The sequence below is a fragment of the Pseudomonas sp. 5Ae-yellow genome (genome assembly GCF_014077575.1).
GTDB classification, from domain to species: Bacteria; Pseudomonadota; Gammaproteobacteria; order Pseudomonadales; family Pseudomonadaceae; genus Halopseudomonas; species Halopseudomonas neustonica.
Genome location: NZ_JACGWE010000034.1, coordinates 1 through 19,871 on the forward strand (window position 1 = coordinate 1; position 19,871 = coordinate 19,871).

The 19,871-nt window shown below is 56.6% G+C and carries 15 protein-coding genes and 3 tRNA genes; 6 read left to right on the top strand and 12 right to left on the bottom strand.

Annotated features, from left to right (window positions below; translation table 11 throughout):
• Positions 1-540: 540 nt before the first annotated feature.
• Both H4J77_RS15510 and H4J77_RS15515 read left to right on the top strand, forming a co-directional pair.
• A complete protein-coding gene (locus H4J77_RS15510; protein WP_182249328.1) occupies positions 541-885 on the top strand; it encodes a histone-like nucleoid-structuring protein, MvaT/MvaU family in 345 nt (114 codons plus the stop codon).
• Positions 886-1,849: 964 nt separating this feature from the next.
• A complete protein-coding gene (locus H4J77_RS15515) occupies positions 1,850-2,590 on the top strand; it encodes a metallophosphoesterase (protein ID WP_182249330.1) in 741 nt (246 codons plus the stop codon).
• Positions 2,591-2,901: 311 nt separating this feature from the next.
• Here H4J77_RS15515 and istB read toward each other — a convergent pair whose 3' ends face one another.
• From istB to H4J77_RS15540, 5 genes are all read right to left on the bottom strand, one after another.
• Positions 2,902-3,657 (bottom strand): IS21-like element helper ATPase IstB, encoded by a 756-nt coding sequence (istB, locus tag H4J77_RS15520; RefSeq protein ID WP_182249332.1) that lies wholly within the window; start codon positions 3,655-3,657, stop codon positions 2,902-2,904.
• Positions 3,650-3,988 carry a hypothetical protein gene (locus H4J77_RS15525; RefSeq protein WP_182249334.1) on the bottom strand — a complete coding sequence of 113 codons (339 nt, stop codon included), beginning with the start codon at positions 3,986-3,988 and terminating at the stop codon, positions 3,650-3,652. Before H4J77_RS15525 ends, istB begins: the two co-directional genes overlap by 8 nt.
• 209 nt (positions 3,989-4,197) lie before the next feature.
• Positions 4,198-4,282: transfer RNA gene (locus tag H4J77_RS15530), tRNA-Leu, on the bottom strand.
• A 220-nt stretch (positions 4,283-4,502) separates the two neighbouring features.
• A tRNA-His gene (locus H4J77_RS15535) sits at positions 4,503-4,578 on the bottom strand.
• 35 nt (positions 4,579-4,613) lie between these two features.
• Positions 4,614-4,690: transfer RNA gene (locus H4J77_RS15540), tRNA-Arg, on the bottom strand.
• Between the two features lie 321 nt (positions 4,691-5,011).
• Between H4J77_RS15540 and folD the strand changes: the two genes are divergently transcribed.
• The gene (gene folD / locus H4J77_RS15545; RefSeq protein WP_123888993.1) at positions 5,012-5,866 is read left to right on the top strand and encodes a bifunctional methylenetetrahydrofolate dehydrogenase/methenyltetrahydrofolate cyclohydrolase FolD; all 855 of its coding nucleotides are present in this window, start codon (positions 5,012-5,014) and stop codon (positions 5,864-5,866) included.
• Positions 5,867-5,917: 51 nt separating this feature from the next.
• Here folD and H4J77_RS15550 read toward each other — a convergent pair whose 3' ends face one another.
• The 6 genes from H4J77_RS15550 to H4J77_RS15575 all read right to left on the bottom strand — a co-directional run bounded on the left by H4J77_RS15550 (position 5,918) and on the right by H4J77_RS15575 (position 13,841).
• Positions 5,918-6,706 carry an SDR family oxidoreductase gene (locus tag H4J77_RS15550; RefSeq protein WP_123888994.1) on the bottom strand — a complete coding sequence of 263 codons (789 nt, stop codon included), beginning with the start codon at positions 6,704-6,706 and terminating at the stop codon, positions 5,918-5,920.
• Between the two features lie 153 nt (positions 6,707-6,859).
• A complete protein-coding gene (gene prpF / locus H4J77_RS15555; protein ID WP_123888995.1) occupies positions 6,860-8,047 on the bottom strand; it encodes a 2-methylaconitate cis-trans isomerase PrpF in 1,188 nt (395 codons plus the stop codon).
• A gap of 355 nt (positions 8,048-8,402) precedes the next feature.
• On the bottom strand, positions 8,403-10,994 hold the full coding sequence (gene acnD, locus H4J77_RS15560) for a Fe/S-dependent 2-methylisocitrate dehydratase AcnD (RefSeq protein WP_123888996.1): 2,592 nt from the start codon (positions 10,992-10,994) through the stop codon (positions 8,403-8,405).
• Positions 10,994-12,157 carry a 2-methylcitrate synthase gene (prpC, locus tag H4J77_RS15565; protein ID WP_123888997.1) on the bottom strand — a complete coding sequence of 388 codons (1,164 nt, stop codon included), beginning with the start codon at positions 12,155-12,157 and terminating at the stop codon, positions 10,994-10,996. Before prpC ends, acnD begins: the two co-directional genes overlap by 1 nt.
• A 92-nt stretch (positions 12,158-12,249) precedes the next feature.
• A complete protein-coding gene (prpB, locus tag H4J77_RS15570; RefSeq protein WP_218565737.1) occupies positions 12,250-13,134 on the bottom strand; it encodes a methylisocitrate lyase in 885 nt (294 codons plus the stop codon).
• The gene (locus tag H4J77_RS15575) at positions 13,134-13,841 is read right to left on the bottom strand and encodes a GntR family transcriptional regulator (protein ID WP_235869661.1); all 708 of its coding nucleotides are present in this window, start codon (positions 13,839-13,841) and stop codon (positions 13,134-13,136) included. Before H4J77_RS15575 ends, prpB begins: the two co-directional genes overlap by 1 nt.
• Before the next feature lie 307 nt (positions 13,842-14,148).
• Between H4J77_RS15575 and H4J77_RS15580 the strand changes: the two genes are divergently transcribed.
• From H4J77_RS15580 to pabB, 3 genes are read left to right on the top strand one after another with little or no spacing between them, the layout of a single operon-like run.
• Positions 14,149-15,675, top strand: coding sequence for an inactive transglutaminase family protein (locus H4J77_RS15580; protein WP_123889000.1), 1,527 nt, complete (start codon positions 14,149-14,151; stop codon positions 15,673-15,675).
• Between the two features lie 9 nt (positions 15,676-15,684).
• Positions 15,685-16,698, top strand: coding sequence for an alpha-L-glutamate ligase-like protein (locus H4J77_RS15585; RefSeq protein WP_123889001.1), 1,014 nt, complete (start codon positions 15,685-15,687; stop codon positions 16,696-16,698).
• 18 nt (positions 16,699-16,716) lie between these two features.
• Positions 16,717-18,060, top strand: coding sequence for an aminodeoxychorismate synthase component I (pabB, locus tag H4J77_RS15590; protein WP_123889002.1), 1,344 nt, complete (start codon positions 16,717-16,719; stop codon positions 18,058-18,060).
• Positions 18,061-18,129: 69 nt separating this feature from the next.
• Here the strand turns inward: pabB and H4J77_RS15595 are convergent, their stop codons facing one another.
• Positions 18,130-19,503, bottom strand: a complete 1,374-nt coding sequence (locus H4J77_RS15595) for an MFS transporter (protein WP_123889003.1) — start codon at positions 19,501-19,503, stop codon at positions 18,130-18,132.
• Between the last annotated feature and the right edge of the window lie 368 nt (positions 19,504-19,871).

Genomic DNA, 19,871 nt, shown 5'->3' on the forward strand with positions numbered 1-19,871 from the left:
GAACCCATCGGATATATACCGCCCGCAGAGGCTGAGGCAAACTACTATCGGCAACTAGCCAGTCAGGCTTCCAAGGTGGCGGCTTGACTTAAACCAAACAGCCTCCGCGAAACCCGGGGCGGTTCACTCCTCCATGTCGCCGGTGAGAGACAGGCTGTTATCAGTGAGCAGCTTGAGTAGATTGAACATACGCCTCCCTGCCTTCGTTATCGATGTATCATCGTATCAGGGGGAACAGGGAAACGCTCAGTACACAGAATCATCGTACAGATTTACTTGGCAGCACGGCCGCCTTTGGCCGATACCCGCCAATCGTGTCTGCCTGAGGCCGAGAGCAGGCAATGGGTGTGTCTGCAAAACTAGGACGATTCAATTTGCAAACGGGCTCGGTTCAATCCTGATTGGCAATCTCAAAGGAGTCCGGCACTGTAAAATAATATCGCTTGAGGCCATTCTTTTTTTCAGGGGAATTGACGCGCTACCGAAGGCTCAATCTGAGCCCGCCCATTCATTTTATTCGTAATCAAGATAGAGGTTTTTATGTCACAACTAGCACAGTATCGGGCCCTACAACGAGAAATCAGTGAGCTTGAGGAAAAGCAGCGCAAGATGCAGGCGAATTCCAAGCTGGCACGTGAGGTCGAATTTGAAGAAGAGATTAAGGCATTGATCGAGAAGTACGATATGACTATGTCGGAAGTGCTCCAGATCCTTTCCCCCCAAGATACCCCAGCGCTTCCGGGTGCCCGTAAAGCGCGCAAGGTCAAGAGATACAAAAACCCTCACACCGGCGAGGTAATCGAAACCAGGGGTGGAAATCAGAAAACGTTGAAAGCCTGGAAAGAGAAGCACGGATCTGACGTTGTGGAGGCATGGGTCGAGTAGCCCGCGCTGAATTAAGGGAGTCGGCCGTTATTCTGAGTTCAGGCGGTCGGCTTTTTTTAGGGATACTGACTGCACGAGAGCTACCCTTACTTGGATGCCGGTTCTATACATTTTGCTTGAGACCAAATTTTAGCTTGAGCTTTACTGTCAACGACGGTTCAAAACTGACCCCCTTATCGGGGTAGAACCTCAGCCCAACTATCGTGGATAAAGCACTTGGCGATGGAAGTGTATGGGTTAAGAATCAGTACGTAATCAAAGAAAAATTGTTCAGGGGGACCCAAGCAGCTGACTATATTTTTCATGCAACGTACTGCTGCTGGTGAATCACACCAGGCTTTGTGGAGACCTAACTCTTGAGAGAATGAGGAACCAGCGGCTTCACGCCTGCCCGTCCCCACTGCTTCAGGAGCAGTGAATGGCGCCATCATCGGTAACTGGAACAACAACGGTTACCATTTGCGGCAAGGTTGCCCTAGTTACAGTCAAATCTCAGCGCAAAATCGGATGCCTTTTAAATCGGAGCCTGAAGCGGCGTCGGCGAGGTGTCGCAAGGCGGGGAATTGCCGTTAGAGATTGGAAGTTTGGTCAGTTGTGGCCCTCGATTGCGTACATTACCCACCGAACGTTCTGTCTCGCATTACTCAAAGTGATCCCCTGGCGCCGCTTGATGCCTTGCGAGGTTCAGAGAGGTTAGTCCGGGCTTAAGTCGTTGCTTGGCCGCGTCAGGCGGCGGCACAGCAGGCGTGCGACTGTCTCTGCCGAGCATGCCTTGATGCTTCATGCTCACCGCAGTCATATCTTCTTCTCCCTGACTAAATGAACAGTATACTATTCATCTGTGTGCGGTCCATCCTCAGCAATTTCTAGTCTTAGGCTCTTCGTGCGCAAGCGCACCATTAGAGATGCTGTTGGGCGGACTCGCTTCTGATAATGAACCACGAGCAATTCAGGTGAGATGATTATGCGAATTCATTTACTTTCAGACTTACATCTGGAATTTGCACCTTACACGCCGGAAGTGCTGGACGCTGACGTGACCATACTGGCGGGAGACATTGACGTTAAAGCTCGTGGTCTCGAGTGGGCAAAACGGACATTTTCGGGCCGGGTAATTTATGTGCCCGGCAATCATGAATACTATGGTGGGCACCTCACGAACACTTTAGAAAAAATGCGTGCAGGCCAGGATGATCGGGTGCATGTCCTAGATCGAGAGGAAGTCATCATTCAAGGAGTCCGATTCCTCGGAGCCACAATGTGGACTGATTTTGCGTCTACTGGCTGCGCCCCTGCCGCTTCTAGGAATGCCCAGGACCTGATGAATGATTTCCGCAAAATCCGCACTGGCAATTACAGCCGGATCAAACCCTCTGACCTGGTCAAGCAGTCGAGAATGACCCGTGACTGGCTGCGCGCAAGCTTGGACAAACCGCATGACGGGCCCACCGTCGTGATCACACACCACGCGCCTAGCCTCCGGTCACTGGAAGATAACTCTCAGGCAGGGGGGATGCTCGACGCTGCCTATGCAAATTCTTGGGATGACCTTATGGACGGTGAAACCGTAGCACTCTGGATGCACGGTCACTCACATACTGCTGTGGATTATGAAATAGCCGGAACCCGAGTGGTCTGTAATCCCAGGGGATATCCAGATGAAGAAAGCACAGGGTTTGATCCCAAGCGGATACTGTCGATCTAGCCTAGGAAGGTGATGGCCTAACAGGGACGGTGGCGAGATCCGTGCGCAGGTGCTGAAAACTCGGCAGCCCAAACGGCCAACATCGGATTCTTCAACCTTATCCGGCATAGCCTCTCCTTTTTTCCACGAGGAAAAGCGGATGCCGGCAGCGAAGATTCCTATGCGTCAAATCATCGAGGTCTTGCGCCTCAAATACGAAGCAGGTCTGAGTCACGAGCGCATTCCTCCAGCCTGTGGCCTCTCCAAGGGTATCTAGCGCCAACTATCTTGTCCGGTCCAGCGTCAATTAGCTTGGCCGGTTGTCTGTGAGCCTACGCGGTCTGCTTTGTGAGTGAGGCTTTCCTCCGGTAGCTTTCCCCCATGCACTGAAGGATGGTGGCGTGGTGGACCAGCCGGTCGATGGCGGCGACGGTCATGATCGTGTCTTCGAAGAGCTTGTCCCAGTGCTCGAAGTCCTGATTGGATGTGATGACCAGCCTGAGGCGTTCGTAACGATGGGCAATCAGCTCGAACAGCACACTGCTTTCCTGCTCGGTTTTCCGGACATAGCCCAGGTCGTCGATGATGAGCACGTCATACTTGTCGAGACGGGCGAGAGCATCGCTAAGACGCAGTCCTTCTTTGGCGCGTTGCAGGCTTTGGACCAGCGCCGTGGCGGCCACGAACTTGACCCGGATGCCGGCCTCGATCAGGCCGTAACCGATGCTGCTGGCCAGGTGGGTTTTGCCGATTCCGCTGGCACCGAACAGCAACAGGTTGTCACCGCGCTTCACCCATTCAGTCTGGCTAATCAGTTGGCTGATGTGGGGTTTAGTCACCCCGGTCACCACGCCGAAGTTAAAGCTGCCCAACTGCTTGCCGGGCGGTAACGCGGCTTCTTTCAGATAGCGCTGCAAGCGCTTGTCTTCTCGGGAGGCAAGCTCCAGAGCGCACAGCTCGCTCAGATACTGTTCCGGACGCCAGTGTTCCGTCACAGCCTTGTCCGCCAGAGGTTGCCAGTGATCCTTGATGCTGCCCAGGCGCAGGTGTTTCAGCATCAACGGCAGGGAGGCCATCAAGTCATTCATGGCAGCCTCCTGTGCGCAGCAGTGCCTGGTAGTCGGCCAGTGCATGCTGATGGATCACCATAGCCGGCAGGGCCAGATTCAAGCCCAGGAAGAGGTCCTCACACTCCAGCAGGCTGGGGAGTTTGCCGCGATCAATACCGGCGAGCACATAACGCCCCAAGGCGCTTTCGCGGTCGCTCTTCTTGGCCAGGTGCAGCAGCCTTACGACGTAAAGGCAGGCCTTGTCCGCATTCAAGGCTGCATCGACATGCTGCCAGATACGCTGGTAATCGTCGCTGGGTAACAGGTCGTCACGCCACTGGGCATGGCGGAAGGCGCGAGGCTTTTTCACCAGCGACTCAATCACCCGATAACGCTGACCATCGGCGATGGTGTCATAAGGGCAAGGTATTAAGGTGTGATTGCAGTACGCTTACTTAGAAGCGCTCATAAAGCTACACAGATGGCCTGACTGAAAGCACTACACAAAAAGAGGATTAAGCGAATAGACCTAAAGGAAGTCTACTGAGAGGAGTTAGGTATGAAAAATAAATCTGGGAATGGTGCGGATGAAGAGACTCGAACTCTTACGCCTCGCGGCACAGGTACCTAAAACCTGCATGTCTACCAATTCCATCACATCCGCATATGATATTTATGTACATTTTTAGGGGTACATGGCCCTTTAAAACCCGCCCAAACTGCAATGTACATGTACATATTGCTTTTTAAGCTAACACCCAGTAGATCCGGTGGCTTTGAGGACGTACATCAGATGGTACTTTTATCCTGCTACCAATTCCACCACGTCCGCGTAAAGCTAATAGTAAAACGCCAGGCCGTAAGCCTGGCGTTTTACAGAATAATGGGGTGGATGATGGGGATCGAACCCACGACAACAGGAGTCACAATCCTGTGCTCTACCAACTGAGCTACACCCACCACTATTCACTTCAACATTCCACACCTTCGCGCAATGGCGCACCCGGCAGGACTCGAACCTGCGACCATCCGCTTAGAAGGCGGATGCTCTATCCAGCTGAGCTACGGGCACCTGTTGCACATGGTAGATGATGAAACATCATCGGCATGTCCGAATGATTTTTGTGACAATCATTCGGTGGAGCCTGGTCACCTTCCAAACCGGTATCGCTGTGTTTGTGAAGCGGGGCAAATAATACTTAGCGCGCCCCTCCACGTCAACGTCAAAGAGCAATTTTTTTAGTCAGATGAGTAGCTTAACGCACTCAATGGCTCCTAAAGGCAGGCCGCACCCAACTTATTGGCCTTTTCTGGCAATCGACCATGATCGGTCTTTTGCCCCGCTACCCTGCCATGCGACAATAGGCGGAATATTTTCTGCGTCAGGAACCCCATGAACGCCCAACTCATTGATGGCAAGCAGATTGCCGCCAACCTCCGCAAGGATATCGCCAGCCAGGTCACTGAACGAAAAAACCAAGGCCTTCGCCTGCCGGGCCTGGCAGTGATCCTGGTCGGTAGCGACCCAGCTTCCGAAGTCTATGTGTCACACAAGCGCAAGGACTGCGACGAGGTCGGTTTTATTTCCCGCTCGCACGATCTGCCCTCCAGCACCACGCAAGAGCAACTGTTGCAGCTGATTGATGATCTGAACGATGATCCGGAGATCGACGGCATTCTGGTCCAGCTGCCACTGCCAGCGCATCTAGAAGCGTCACAGCTGCTTGAGCGCATTCGCCCCGATAAGGACGTGGACGGCTTTCACCCCTACAACATTGGCCGTCTGGCGCAGCGTATGCCGCTGCTGCGCCCCTGCACGCCCATGGGCATCATCAAGCTGCTGAAGAGCACAGGGGTCGACCTCTATGGCCTGGACGCCACCGTGGTAGGTGCATCCAACATCGTCGGCCGCCCGATGGCGCTAGAGCTGCTGCTGGCCGGCTGCACTACCACGATCACTCACCGCTTTACCAAGAGCCTTGAAGACCACGTGCGCCGCTCCGATCTGGTTGTGGTCGCTGCAGGCAAGCCTGGACTGGTTAAAGGTGAGTGGATCAAACCCGGCGCTATCGTGGTCGACGTAGGCATCAACCGCATGGAAGATGGTCGCTTGGTCGGTGACGTAGAGTTCGGCGCTGCTGCCGAGCGCGCCAGCTGGATTACTCCGGTACCCGGTGGCGTTGGCCCCATGACCCGCGCCTGCCTACTGGAAAACACCTTGCACGCCTGTGCTCACCTGCACAGCTGACACCCAGCGCAGCGATAAGTAAAACGCCCGGCTCAATGCCGGGCGTTTGCGTTACAGGTTACCGGTTTTACCGCCATCTATCGGCAAGTTGATGCCGTTGATGTAGGCCGCCGCGGGTGAGGCCAGAAACCCTGCCGCATTAGCAAACTCCTCAGGCGCGGCAAAGCGACCAACCGGGATGCTTGCCTGCATGACCTGAGTCACCTGTTCAACCGTTTTACCACTGGCCTTGGCCGAATGCGCAATCAGGCTATCCAGGCGCGGAGTGCTGGTCAGGCCGGGCAGCAGATTATTGACGGTGATACCGTCAATGGCCAGCTCGGCTGCCAGAGTTTTCGCCCAATTAGCCATCGCCGCACGAATGGTATTCGAGACACCCAGGTTAGCGATTGGCTGCTTCACCGAAGTAGAGAGCACATTGAGGATGCGGCCGTAACCGGCTTCGCGCATGCCCGGCAGGAGCAGCTGGAGCAGCACCTGAGCGCTGACCATATGCTGGGTGAAAGCATCGGCATACTCTTGCGGATCTGCACTATTGGCCGGTCCTGGCGCGGGACCACCGGTATTATTAAGCCAGATATGAATAGCACCACCCTGCTCCAGCTCAAACCCGACAACCTCGGCAAGCGCCTTACTATCGTATGCATCTACGGCAAGAAAACCATGCTCTTGCCCATGCCTGGCTGGCAGACGGGTGCAGATGGCCTGCAATTTATCAGCAGAGCGCGCCATCAGCACCACCTCGGCACCCTGCTCCGCAAGCTGATAGGCGCAGGCCTCACCCAGTCCCTGACTGCCGCCGCATACCAACGCTCGCTTACCAACCAAGTCCAGATTCATGACGAACTCCCTATCGAGTGAATGTAATCCGATACATTAGCACGCAGTTGAAGTAGCGCCAGCACGCCCAATCAGCTGCGACCATCAGTGCAACTGACTGGGCAGCTTGACCGACAACACCGCTCAGAGGCTTAACAAGACGGCAGCATCAACTCAAAGTGCATCGCCCGGCACCCGCACCCAACCTTCCATGAGAATTCGCGCACTGCGACTCATCACCGCCTTGGTCACGTTCCACTCCCCTTTTATTTGACGCGCCTCCGCACCTACCCGAAGCGAGCCTGAGGGGTGGCCGAAGGTCACAGCGGTTCGCTCGCCGCCACCGGCGACCAGGTTCACCAGCGTGCCGGGGATGGCCGCGGCGGTGCCGATGGCTACCGCACAGGTACCCATCATGGCGTGATGCAGCTTGCCCATGGACAGCGCGCGCACCAGCAGGTCGACATCGGCGGCCTTGATCTCCTTGCCGCTGGACGCACGATAGCTCTTGGGCGTCGAAACAAAGGCGACCTTGGGCGTATGTTGGCGCTTGAGCGCTTCTTCCGGCGCATTGATCAACCCCATACGCAAGGCCCCGGCCACGCGGATAGCCTCCAGACGCGCCAGTGCGGCAGGGTCGCCATTGATATCCTCACGCAGCTCAGTGCCCTTATAGCCAATATCTTCGGCGTTGACGAATACCGTGGGGATACCGGCGGTAATCATGGTGGCCTTGAAAGTACCAATACCCGGCACCTCGAGTTCATCCACCAGATTACCCGTGGGAAACATGGAGCCACCCTCTTCGCCATCATCGGAAGGATCGATAAACTCCAGTACGATTTCAGCAGCTGGAAAGGTCACACCGTCCAGTTCGAAATCACCGGTTTCCTGCACCTGGCCATTGCTGACTGGCACATGGGCGATAATGGTTTTCTGGATATTGGCCTGCCAGATACGCACTACGCAGGTGCCGTTCTCGGGAATACGGGCAGGGTCAACCAGTCCAGCATGAATGGCGAACGCGCCAGCACCGGTCGACAGGTTGCCGCAGTTACCGCTCCAATCGACAAAGGCGCTGTCGATCGAGACCTGGCCATAAAGATAATCAACGTCGTGGTCGGGCTGACTACTGGCAGACAGAATCACGCATTTGCTGGTGCTGGAGGTGGCGCCGCCCATGCCGTCGGTGTGGGCACTGTATGGGTCTGGGCTGCCGATCACGCGCAGGAAGAGCTTGTCGCGCGCTGCACCTGGGGTCTGGCAGTCTTGGGGGAGGTCTTGCAGGCGAAAGAAGACGCCTTTGCTGGTGCCGCCACGCATGTAGGTGGCGGGGATGCGGATTTGGGGTGCATTGGACATGCTGGTTACTCCTGAAACGGTGGTGTCACTGGGCACGGTGACAGGTGATACCGATGGGTAAGTTACTCATATTTTGGTTTCGCCTTTATGGCGAGTCAGGGGAAATGCTTGTCCATTTCCCCTAACAACCCCTAGGACACCCCGACTATGCGGCCCTTCGGGTTCGCTGCGTTGCTCGGCCTGCCGGGGCCCTGCGGAACTCGCTTCGCTCAGACAGTCCTCGGGCTTTATCCCGACCGCCCTGCGCTACTCGCCCGCCTAGATGGGGACTGTGGGTCCGTGCATATGGGCGAGATTATCGCGCTTGTCCAAACCAACTGCGTAAACAAAAGCCCCGGCCTTGCCGGAGCTCTGTTTATACCGCTTCGGCCAACAGGTCTTTGGCAAACTTTTGCAGGATGCCGCCACTGGAATACACCGAGAGTTCTTCGGCGGTATCCAGGCGGCTGAGTGCTGGCACGCGCTCGACATCGCCATTCTTGCGATGAATCACCAGCGTTAGCATGCTGCGCGGCGCGGGAGTGCCTTCTACATCGAAGATTTCGGTGCCGTCGAGCCCCAAGGTCTTGCGTGTGGTGCCTTCTTCAAACTGCAGAGGCATTACCCCCATGCCGATCAGGTTAGTGCGGTGAATGCGCTCAAAGCCCTCAGCGACGATCACTTCTACACCTGCCAGCGCCACACCCTTGGCGGCCCAGTCACGGGATGAACCCTGACCGTAGTCGGCGCCTGCGATGATGATCAGCGGCTGCTTGCGCTCCATGTAGGTCTCGATTGCCTCCCACATGCGCAACACCTTGCCTTCCGGCTCGACCCGCGCCAACGACCCCTGAATCGGCTGACCCTGCTCGTCGGTGACCATTTCATTCCATAGCTTGGGGTTGGCCAGCGTCGCGCGCTGCGCTGTTAGGTGATCGCCACGGTGCGTTGCATAGGAATTGAAGTCTTCCTCAGGCAAACCCATTTTGTGCAGGTAGGCACCGGCTGCGCTGTCCAGCAGGATGGCGTTGGACGGTGACAGGTGGTCGGTGGTGATGTTGTCCGGCAGGATCGCCAGTGGGCGCATGCCTTTCATCTCACGCTGACCGGCCATATTGCCTTCCCAATAAGGGGGGCGGCGAATATAGGTGCTTTGCGGGCGCCAGTCGTACAGCGGTGGTGTTTTTGCCTCAGTCTCGCGGGTGATGTCGAACATCGGAATGTAGACCTCACGGAACTGCGAGGGCTTGACCGCCGATTTGACGATGGCGTCGATCTCTTCATCAGCTGGCCAGATGTCTTTCAGAGTAATCGGGTTGCCCTGCTGGTCATACCCCAGCACATCCTTTTCGATATCGAAGCGGATGGTACCGGCAATCGCGTAGGCCACTACCAGCGGCGGCGAGGCCAGAAAGGCCTGCTTGGCATAGGGGTGAATACGCCCGTCAAAATTGCGGTTACCCGAGAGCACGGCGGTAGCGTAAAGATCACGCTCGATCACCTCTTTCTGGATCACCGGGTCCAGCGCGCCCGACATACCGTTACAGGTAGTACAGGCAAAGGCGACCACATCAAAACCCAGCTGCTGCAACTCCGTCAGCAGGCCGGACTCCTCCAGATACATTTTCACCGTCTTGGAGCCGGGCGCCAGCGAACTCTTGACCCAAGGCTTGCGCAGCAGACCCAGGCGATTGGCATTACGCGCCAGCAGACCGGCACCAATAATATTGCGCGGATTGGAGGTGTTGGTGCAGCTGGTAATAGCGGCGATAATTACCGCGCCATCGGGCATCAAACCCTCTTCGCTATCCCAGTGCTTGGCGATACCACGACTGCTCAATTCGGACACCGGCAGCAGCGCGTGCGGATTGGATGGTCCGGCCATGTTGCGGGTAACCGTGGACAGGTCAAAGCGCAGCACGCGCTCATAATCGACCTCTTGCAGCGTATCCGCCCAGAAACCGGCCTCTTTTGCGTACTGCTCGACCAGCGCGACCTGCTCGTCTTCACGGCCGGTCAGCTTGAGGTATTCGATGGTCTGGTTGTCGATAAAGAACATACCCGCGCTGGCGCCGTATTCGGGCGTCATGTTGGCGATGGTCGCGCGATCGCCCAGCGACAGGCTGTTGGCACCCTCACCAAAGAACTCCAGATAAGCACCCACCACGCGCTCGCGGCGCAGAAATTCGGTCAGCGCCAGCACCAGGTCGGTACCGGTAATGCCCGGCTTCAGCTTGCCGCTCAACTCGACCCCGACAATTTCGGGCAGACGCATCATCGACGGATTGCCGAGCATTACGTTCTCGGCTTCCAATCCACCCACACCAACGGAGATGACGCCCAGCGCATCAACCATGGGCGTGTGGCTATCGGTACCCACACAGGTATCCGGAAAGGCAACGCCATCACGCACCTGCACCACCGGCGACATTTTCTCCAGGTTGATCTGATGCATGATGCCGTTGCCAGGCGGAATCACATCAACGTTGTCGAACGCCGTCTTGGTCCAGTTGATGAAGTGGAAGCGATCTTCGTTGCGGCGGTCTTCTACTGCCCGGTTCTTGGCGAAAGCGTCCGGCTCGAAGCCGGGGTGCTCGACGGCCAGCGAGTGATCAACAATCAGCTGAGTAGGCACCACGGGATTGACCTTGGTCGGATCACCGCCCTGCTCGGCGATAATATCGCGCAGCCCGGCCAGATCCACCAACGCGGTCTGGCCCAGAATGTCGTGGCATACCACACGCGCCGGATACCAGGGAAAGTCCAGGGTGGTCTGTCGTTCGATCAACTGATTGAGTGACGCCGTCAAATCGGCTGGGGCGCAGCGGCGAACCAGTTGCTCAGCGAGAACCCGCGAGGTGTAGGGCAGCTTTGCCCAGGCGCCCTGCTTGATCGCATCGACTGCCTCACGGGCGTCGAAATAATCCAGTGCCGTGCCCGGCAGGGGTTTGCGGTATTGGCTGTTCATTACTTACGATCCTTGAGCGGCACAAAGGCCACATCTTCAGGGCCAACATAGTTGGCGCTTGGACGAATAATCTTGCCGTCGATACGCTGCTCAATCACGTGACTGGACCAGCCGGAAGTACGCGCAATCACAAACAGCGGCGTAAACATGGCGGTCGGGATGCCCATCATGTGATAGCTGACAGCACTGAACCAATCGAGGTTGGGGAACATCTTCTTGATATCCCACATGATGGTTTCCAGCCGCTCGGCGATGTCATACATCTTGGTATTGCTTTGCTCTTCGGACAATTCGCGCGCGACCTCTTTGATCACCTTGTTGCGCGGATCAGACACGGTGTACACCGGGTGCCCGAAGCCGATGACCACTTCTTTCTTTTCAACGCGGGCGCGGATATCCGCCTCGGCTTCATCCGGGTTGTCGTAGCGCTTCTGGATTTCAAAGGCGACTTCGTTGGCGCCACCGTGCTTGGGACCACGCAGCGCGCCAATGCCGCCAGCAATGCACGAATGCATGTCAGAACCCGTGCCGGCGATCACGCGAGTGGTAAAGGTAGACGCGTTAAACTCATGCTCTGCGTACAGATTAAGACTGGTGTGCATAGCGCGCACCCAGGAATCACGGGGCTTCTCACCGTGCAGCAGATGCAGGAAGTGACCACCGATGGAGTCGTCGTCGGTTTGCACATCAATACGCTTGCCGTTGTGGCTGAAGTGATACCAGTACAGCAGCATGGAACCAAAAGACGCCATCAGCTTGTCGGCAATATCGCGGGCACCCGGATGGTTATGATCATCCTTCTCCGGCGACACGCAGCCCAGCACTGACACACCGGTGCGCATCACATCCATAGGATGGGCCGACGGCGGCAGCTGCTCCAGCGCGGCCATGACCGACGCAGGCAGACCGCGCAGCGCTTTCAGCTTGGCCTTGTAGGTGGCAAGCTCGGAAACGGTAGGTAACTTGCCATGCACCAGCAGATGCGCGATTTCTTCAAATTCACAGGTGTTGGCAACATCCAGAATATCGTAGCCACGGTAATGCAGATCATTACCGCTGCGGCCAACGGTGCATAGCGCAGTATTACCGGCGGCGGTGCCGCTGAGGGCGACGGATTTTTTGGGCTTGAAAGCTGGCGCTGGATTCTCGGGGGTAGAGCTCATGGCGTTAGTCTCCTCACGGATCGTTCTTGTAATGTGCAGCGGCCCCGCACGGAAGGAGCGGGGCTAGGCTAGATGATCAGCTAAATAAAAAGTTACTTCTTGCCGGCGGCAAAGAGCGCGTCGAGTTTCTCTTCAAACGCGTGATAACCGATGCGGTCATACAACTCCGCACGAGTCTGCATGCTATCGACTACGTTCTGCTGATGACCTTCCTGGCGAATGCTGGTGTAGACGTTTTCCGCCGCTTTATTGGCTGCACGGAAGGCTGACAGCGGGTACAACTGAATAGCGACACCCACAGAGGCAAGTTCATCGCGGGTAAACAAGGGCGTTGCGCCAAACTCGGTGATGTTCGCCAGAATCGGCACATTCAGCTCTTTAACGAAGCGCTCATATGTCGGCAGGTCGTAGGCTGCTTCTGCGAAGATCCCATCGGCACCCGCTTCAACATAGGCTTTGCAACGCTCGATGGCGGCATCAACACCTTCTGCCTGAATAGCATCGGTACGCGCAATCAGGAAAAAGCTGGGGTCAGTCTTGGCATCCGCCGCCGCCTTGATGCGATTAACCATTTCCTCGGTAGAGACAATCTCCTTGCCGGGACGGTGACCGCAACGCTTGGCACCTACCTGATCTTCGATGTGCGCCGCACCGGCACCCGCTTTGATCAGACTTTTAACCGTACGCTCGATATTGAAGGCGCTCGGCCCAAAGCCGGTGTCGATATCGACCAGCAGCGGCAGATCACATACATCGGTGATACGGCGCACATCAATCAGCACGTCTTCCAGGGTATTGATGCCCAGATCAGGCATACCCAGGGACCCGGCGGCAACACCGCCACCGGAGAGATAAATCGCCTTGAAACCAGCGCGCTTGGCCAGCAACGCGTGATTGGCGTTAATGGCACCAATAACCTGCAGTGGTTGCTCTGCAGCAATGGCGTCGCGGAAACGTTGACCTGGGGTTTTCTGCATCAGACTTTCCCTCCTGAGGAAGTGACGGAGTCGCCCTGCTCTTGCATACGGCGCTCGATATTGCGGCGAGATGCGCTGATATGTCGGCGCATCAGCATTTCCGCGAGTTCGCCATCGCGATCGGCAATGGCTTGAATAATATTGTGGTGCTCGGCAAACGCCTGCTGCGGTCGCTTGGGCGTGGTCGAGAAGCGGTAGCGATACATGCGTACCAGGTGATAAAGCTCATCACAGAGCATATTGCTCAGCGTGCGATTCTTGCTGCCCTGAACGATCAGAAAGTGAATATCCAGATCACCTTCCTGCTGATAGTACGACTTGTTTTCCTTGAGGCCGCTGTGTTGCTCGTGCATGGCCAGTACGTCACGCAGCGCCTGAATGTCTTCATCGCTCATATTCTGCGCTGCCAGCCGGCAAGCCATGCCTTCAAGTGCTTCACGCACGTGGTACAGCTCGATCAGCTCCTCGTAGCTCAACGACACCACCCGCACTCCGGCGTGCGGAATGCGTACCACCAGACGGCGACCCTCGAGCCGACGAATAGCCTCACGCAGCGGGCCGCGGCCAATACCAAAGGTGGTTGATAGATATTGCTCGCTGATACGCGTGCCGGGGGCAATGTCGCCTTTGACAATAGCGGACTGAATCTGGCGAAAGGCTCCGTCAGACAGGGTTTTAGTGGGTTCTTCCAGTTCAACTTCAGTCAATTGTAGACAATCCTTAGTCAGAAACGAGAAAACGTCTGAATTTTGCGCCCTTAATCAGCGCATTGTCAACAATACGCAAGGCATTGGATAGTCTATTCTGGAATAACGTAGTCGCCAGCCCAGGCTGGTGACATGGTAGCGACAGGATTGTCGACAATCGCTAAAAAGCGACGTTGCAATACACCGCACATAACCTGTACGCAGCCTCTACGAGGCAGCGCAGGGTCATGCTAATATGCCGCCAGCGTGCCGAGCCTCTGCCAGATTTTCAGGGCAACGCCGACTTACAACAGACGTTGAGAGAACTATGCAATCAATAAATCTGCACCTGAAAATCCTGATCGCCGTTTTGGTCAGTCTGGGCATCCTTATTACCGGCTATCAAATTTACTTCCTTGATATTCCTGTTACCGAAGACGAAACCGACGACATCTGGAGCCTGGATGCCAAAGTCGAATTCAGAGCGTCTCCCGGCACCCCGCTGAAAGCGCAGTTTTACATACCGCCGTTGAATCAAGAGTACGTCAGCCTTAATGAAAGCTTTATTTCAAACAACTACGGCGTCAGCGTAAACAGCCAGAACGGCAACCGTCGCGTCACCTGGTCATCGCGCCGCGGTAGCGGCACCCAAACGCTCTACTATCGCCTGGTACTTACCAAGCGCTACAGCGAAGAGCCAGCCAAAGCCGCCCCACCAGCGCCGCGTCAGCCGATCCCACTAGAAGGGCCGGAGCAAGTCGCCGCCGATGCGCTGATCAATCCTATTCGCCAGCATTCGGCTGATATTGAAACCTTTATCAGCGAAACCATTCGCCGGGTAAATGACATCACCGACGATAACGTCAAGCTGCTGCTGAACGGTGGCACCAGCCCCATGGATAAAGCCCGCGTTATCGACCTGCTGCTATCCAACGCGCGCATCCCGCTGGAAATGGTCCACACCATTCGCCTGGAGAATACCGATGCGCAAAGCCCCGAGCTATGGCTACGCAGCTACAACGGCGAACGCTGGCTGTACTTCCACCCGGAAACCGGGCAACAGGGTATGCCTGATAACCGCCTCGTTTGGTGGACCGGTAGCCAGCCCTTGCTGGCAGTTGAAGGCGGGCGTCAAAGCAACGTAACCCTGACCGTCACCAACAGCGAAATGAATGCGCTGCGTCTGGCCAAGCTAACCACCGAAAACCGCGCATCAGCCCTGCTTGAATACTCCTTGTATGGTCTGCCACTGCAGGCCCAGCGCGTCTATCAGGTAATGATCATGATCCCGATTGGGGTATTGGTTATTCTGGTATTGCGCAACCTGATCGGCATGCAAACCCTGGGCACCTTTACTCCCGTACTGATCGCCCTTGCCTTCCGTGAAACCGAGATCGGTTGGGGTATCGCACTCTTTACGCTGATTACCGCCCTGGGTCTGTCACTGCGCTCCTACCTCGAACATCTGAAACTGCAGATGCTGCCGCGCCTATCGGTCGTATTGACCTTTGTGGTGCTGGTTATTGCTGCGATCAGCCTGTTCAGCCATAAACTGGGTATGGAAAAAGCCTTGGCTGTGTCGCTGTTCCCGATGGTGATTCTGACCATGACCATTGAACGTCTGTCGATCACCTGGGAAGAGCGCGGTGCCGGTCAATCGCTGAAAGCGGCAGTAGGCACCATGATTGCGGCCACCCTGGCGCACCTGCTGATGAGCATTCCGGAGCTGACCTACTTCGTCTTCACCTTCCCGGCCGTACTGCTGATTCTGGTTGGCTTCATGCTTGCCATGGGTCGCTACCGCGGTTACCGCCTGACCGAACTTGTGCGCTTCAAGGCGCTTAACAAGGGCTGAGGAGTCGACATGTTCTTCTGGAAAACCTGGAAAGCGCTGGCCGACAACGGCGTGATGGGCATCAACCGTCGCAATGCCGACTATGTGCTCAAGTACAACAAGCGGCACCTGTATCCGGTGGTGGACGATAAGATCCTCACCAAGGAGCGCGCTATTGCCGCCGGCATTCACGTACCGGAAATGTACGGCATTATCGAGACCGAAAAAGATTTTGATACCTTTGACAGCATCGTCGCCAATCATAACGACTTTGTCATCAAACCAGCTCAGGGCGCCGGCGGCGACGGCATCATCGTCATCGCCGACCGCTTTGAAGGTATGTTTAAAACGGTCTCGGGCAAAATCATCAGCCGCGACGAAATTGGCCATCACATCTCCAGTATCCTGTCGGGGCTGTATTCGCTCGGCGGCCATCGTGATCGCGTACTGATCGAGTACCGGGTCAGCCCGGACCAGATTTTCAAGAGCATCAGTTACGAAGGTGTGCCGGATATCCGCATTATCTGTCTGATGGGCTACCCGGTGATGGCCATGCTGCGTCTGCCGACGCGCCAGTCAGGCGGCAAGGCCAACCTGCACCAGGGCGCCATTGGCGTAGGTGTCGATTTGGGCTGCGGCATGACACTCAAGGGTACCTGGCTGAACAAGATCATCAGCAAGCATCCGGACACCACCAACCCGGTAGATGGCGTTCAGCTGCCTGACTGGGATGGTTTCATGCGTCTGGCCGCCTCCTGCTACGAGTTATCCGGTCTGGGCTATATCGGCGTAGACCTGGTATTGGACCAGGACCAAGGACCGCTGATTCTGGAACTGAACGCCCGACCAGGGTTGAATATCCAGATTGCTAACGACGCAGGCCTTACCGCGCGCTGCCACGCTGTCGAGCATCACTTGGCGAGACTGAAAAAAGAAGGACGGACCGAGAACGCAGAAGAACGGGTCGCCTTCTCGCAGAAACACTTTGCGAAAAACCTCGACCGCACGCCTCCCGCAGACAACAGCACCGCCGAGTCAGCATGAAGGCGAACGTGCAACGGCATGCCTGAGTATCGTCTCAGCGAACTGCAGTACCAACCGGACCCCATTCCCTGGCTAAACGCTGTCAGGGGCTTGGGTCAGCCGGTACTCCTGGACTCAGCGGATAATCGCACCCACCTTGGTCGCTATAGCATCCTCAGTGCTGGCCCTCTGCGCCGCATTACACCGCACGGCGATGCCACACAAACCCTGAACAGCCTGCGTGAAGCCTTGCGCGAGCTAGGTCCAGCCACCTGGCCTGAGGATCGCCAATTACCCTTTGGTGCCGGCGCCATTGGCTACCTGGCGTACGATTACGGCCGCCAACTGGAGATGCTGCCCAGTATCGCCAGGCAGGACATTACCCTACCCGACCTCAGCTTTGCCTTATACGACTGGAGCCTGGTGACCGATCACCACGCGCAGCGCAGTTGGTTGGTGTGTCACCCCCATGTCGACAGCCAGCGCCAACAGATGCTGCTTGACTGCCTGCGCCGATCTCATGCTCTGCCCACCGCGTTTTATCTGCGCGCGCCATTCAAAGCAGAGCAATCGCGCGCTGAATACGCAGCTGCTTTCACGCGTATTCAGGACTACATTCAGGCTGGTGACTGTTACCAGATCAACCTGGCGCAGCGTTTCAGCACCGGCTTTGCCGGGGACCCACTGAGTGCCTATGCACAGCTACGCGAAGCCTCGCCGACCCCCTTTTCAGCCTATCTCGAAACGCCGGAAGCAACGCTACTCAGCCTGTCCCCTGAGCGCTTTATTGAAGTCCGCGACGGCCACGTGGAAACGCGCCCGATCAAAGGCACCCGACCACGCGGAAGCACCACAGAACAGGACCTGTCCCTGGCACGTGAGCTGCAGGAGTGCAGCAAGGATCGAGCGGAGAATCTGATGATCGTAGATCTGCTACGCAACGACCTGGGGCGCAACTGCTTACCCGGTAGCATTCGTGTACCTGAACTTTTCAGCCTGGAAAGCTACCCTAACGTACACCATCTGGTGAGCAGTATTACCGGCCAGTTGCGCCCCGAGTGCGATGCTATCAATCTATTGCAAAGTGCCTTTCCGGGCGGCTCGATCACTGGCGCACCAAAAATTCGCGCCATGCAGATCATTGAAGAACTGGAGCCCGTGCGGCGCAGCCTTTATTGCGGCAGCGTGGGCTACATTGGCTGCGAAGGTCAGTTGGATCTCAACATCGCCATTCGCAGCCTGGTCTGTGCTAATCAGCAGGTGTATTGCTGGGGTGGCGGTGGCATCGTAGCGGACTCGGACGTCGACGCCGAATATCAGGAAACACTGACTAAGATCGACAACCTTTTACGCGCGTTAGCGGTTCAGGCACGGGACCGCTAGAACAACCGCCACCCTCCCCTCACATTGCGCCGTGGACAGGCAGCGCACCACTGCGCTGCCGACGTGCTATCAAGCTGATGCGCCTGCGCCGAGCGCTGCGGCATCGTCGTCATCCAGTTGCTGCGCATCACTCGCCATGGTCGCTTCCATCTTCTGCCGGTCAACAACGAAGCTGCGTGAAGCCACTATCAGCGCCGCCATTGCCAGCAATAGCGCCACGGGAATCAGCAACATGGCATCGTGCAGCCCTTGCGCCTTGAAGGACTCATTCATCTCGGCCGCCCCCGCTGCCACGCGCGCTGCCTCAGCAAAATGGTCCGACAGCAGCCCCACCACCAGCGGGCCCATGCCGCCACCGAACAGGTACAAGCCGGCGAAGAACAACGCCACTGCGGTAGCGCGCAGACGCGGCTCGATTACATCCTGAATGGCGGTATATACGCTGGTGAAGTAGTTGTAAGAAAACAGCCAGCCGAAGGCAAACACAGCGACGAAAACGCCAATCGCTATTTCGCCAGCCATTAACGCGTAACCGGTTGCCAAGGCAGAAATCAGCATACTGATCGCGCCAAACCAAAGTCGGCCAGTGGCCCAGCGCTGATGCACCTTATCGGCCACCCAACCACCCAGGGTCAGGCCAAACAGGCCGGTCACACCAACGATCACACCCGTTGCGACCGCGGCCTGCTGTAGCGGCATATCGAAGTAGCGCTGCAGCATGGGCACCATGAAGGTGTTGCAGGCGTAGGAAGCAAAGTTGTAGGCCAACCCTGCCATGGTCAGCCACCAGAAGGTGCGGACGGCAAAGATCTTGCGGATCGGGTTGGCTACCGGGGCCGTGCTAGTCCTGACGGTTTCCGCAGCGCCGCGCGCTGGCTCCTTGATAAAGAAGATGAACACCGCCAGCAGCAAACCCGGCAGCGCCGCAATAAAGAAAGGCGCGCGCCAGCTTCCGAAAGCCTCAACCATCGCCCCTACGGTAAAGAACGCAAGCAGCAGACCCAGTGGCAAGCCGAGCATGAATATGCCCATGGCGCGGGCGCGCTTGTGTGCCGGGAACAGATCCCCCAGTAGTGAATTGGCCGCCGGCGCGTAACTCGCCTCACCAATGCCCACCCCCATACGAATCAGCAGGAAGCTCCAGAAGTTCCAGGCAGCGCCCGTCATTGCTGTGAAGCCACTCCAGGCAACCAGCCCCCAGCCCATGATCTTGCGCCGTGAGCCGACGTCGGCCATGCGCCCTAGCTGAATACCCGCCAGGGCATACACCACGGTAAATACGGTACCGCCAAGCCCCAACTGAAAGTCGCTCAGATCCCATTCCAGGCGCAGCGGCTCGATGATGATGGCCGGGATGGTACGATCGAAGAAATTGAACATATTGGCCAGGAAAAGCAGGAAGAGGACCCGCCAGGCGTTCCTGGCTTGCTGGGACTGCTGCATGGGAAGCTACCTTCTATTGTTATTGTGCCGAGACTCGCCGCTGACTAATGACCAGAACCGCTCTGGTACGCATCTTTGCTGAAAGAAACAAACCGAACGTTAATAGGTCTTACTCGCAGTCTGTACCCAATTGCCTGATCACCGGAAGCAATAGACATCCGCATGATCAGCATGTCATCAGCAGTATGAATAACAGATAAGGTCACGCCCGAGAACAGTGCCGAAAGAGCCCTCAGCTGGCACCCTACAACGCCTTGAATAACAGCGCGCGCACCACTTTTTTGCCGTATCAGTCCTGCCGGACGCAAAAAAACCTCCGCTCGGCGGGATATAACTCAGCTATTCCTGGGTCATAGGTAACACCGTCA

Coding starts and splice junctions, on each gene's coding strand:
- H4J77_RS15510 (WP_182249328.1), top strand. CDS start 541: ATGTCACAACTAGCACAGTATCGGGCCCTACAACGAGAAATCAGTGAG.
- H4J77_RS15515 (WP_182249330.1), top strand. CDS start 1,850: ATGCGAATTCATTTACTTTCAGACTTACATCTGGAATTTGCACCTTAC.
- istB (WP_182249332.1), bottom strand. CDS start 3,657: ATGAATGACTTGATGGCCTCCCTGCCGTTGATGCTGAAACACCTGCGC.
- folD (WP_123888993.1), top strand. CDS start 5,012: ATGAACGCCCAACTCATTGATGGCAAGCAGATTGCCGCCAACCTCCGC.
- H4J77_RS15550 (WP_123888994.1), bottom strand. CDS start 6,706: ATGAATCTGGACTTGGTTGGTAAGCGAGCGTTGGTATGCGGCGGCAGT.
- prpF (WP_123888995.1), bottom strand. CDS start 8,047: ATGTCCAATGCACCCCAAATCCGCATCCCCGCCACCTACATGCGTGGC.
- acnD (WP_123888996.1), bottom strand. CDS start 10,994: ATGAACAGCCAATACCGCAAACCCCTGCCGGGCACGGCACTGGATTAT.
- prpC (WP_123888997.1), bottom strand. CDS start 12,157: ATGAGCTCTACCCCCGAGAATCCAGCGCCAGCTTTCAAGCCCAAAAAA.
- prpB (WP_218565737.1), bottom strand. CDS start 13,134: ATGCAGAAAACCCCAGGTCAACGTTTCCGCGACGCCATTGCTGCAGAG.
- H4J77_RS15580 (WP_123889000.1), top strand. CDS start 14,149: ATGCAATCAATAAATCTGCACCTGAAAATCCTGATCGCCGTTTTGGTC.
- H4J77_RS15585 (WP_123889001.1), top strand. CDS start 15,685: ATGTTCTTCTGGAAAACCTGGAAAGCGCTGGCCGACAACGGCGTGATG.
- pabB (WP_123889002.1), top strand. CDS start 16,717: ATGCCTGAGTATCGTCTCAGCGAACTGCAGTACCAACCGGACCCCATT.
- H4J77_RS15595 (WP_123889003.1), bottom strand. CDS start 19,503: ATGCAGCAGTCCCAGCAAGCCAGGAACGCCTGGCGGGTCCTCTTCCTG.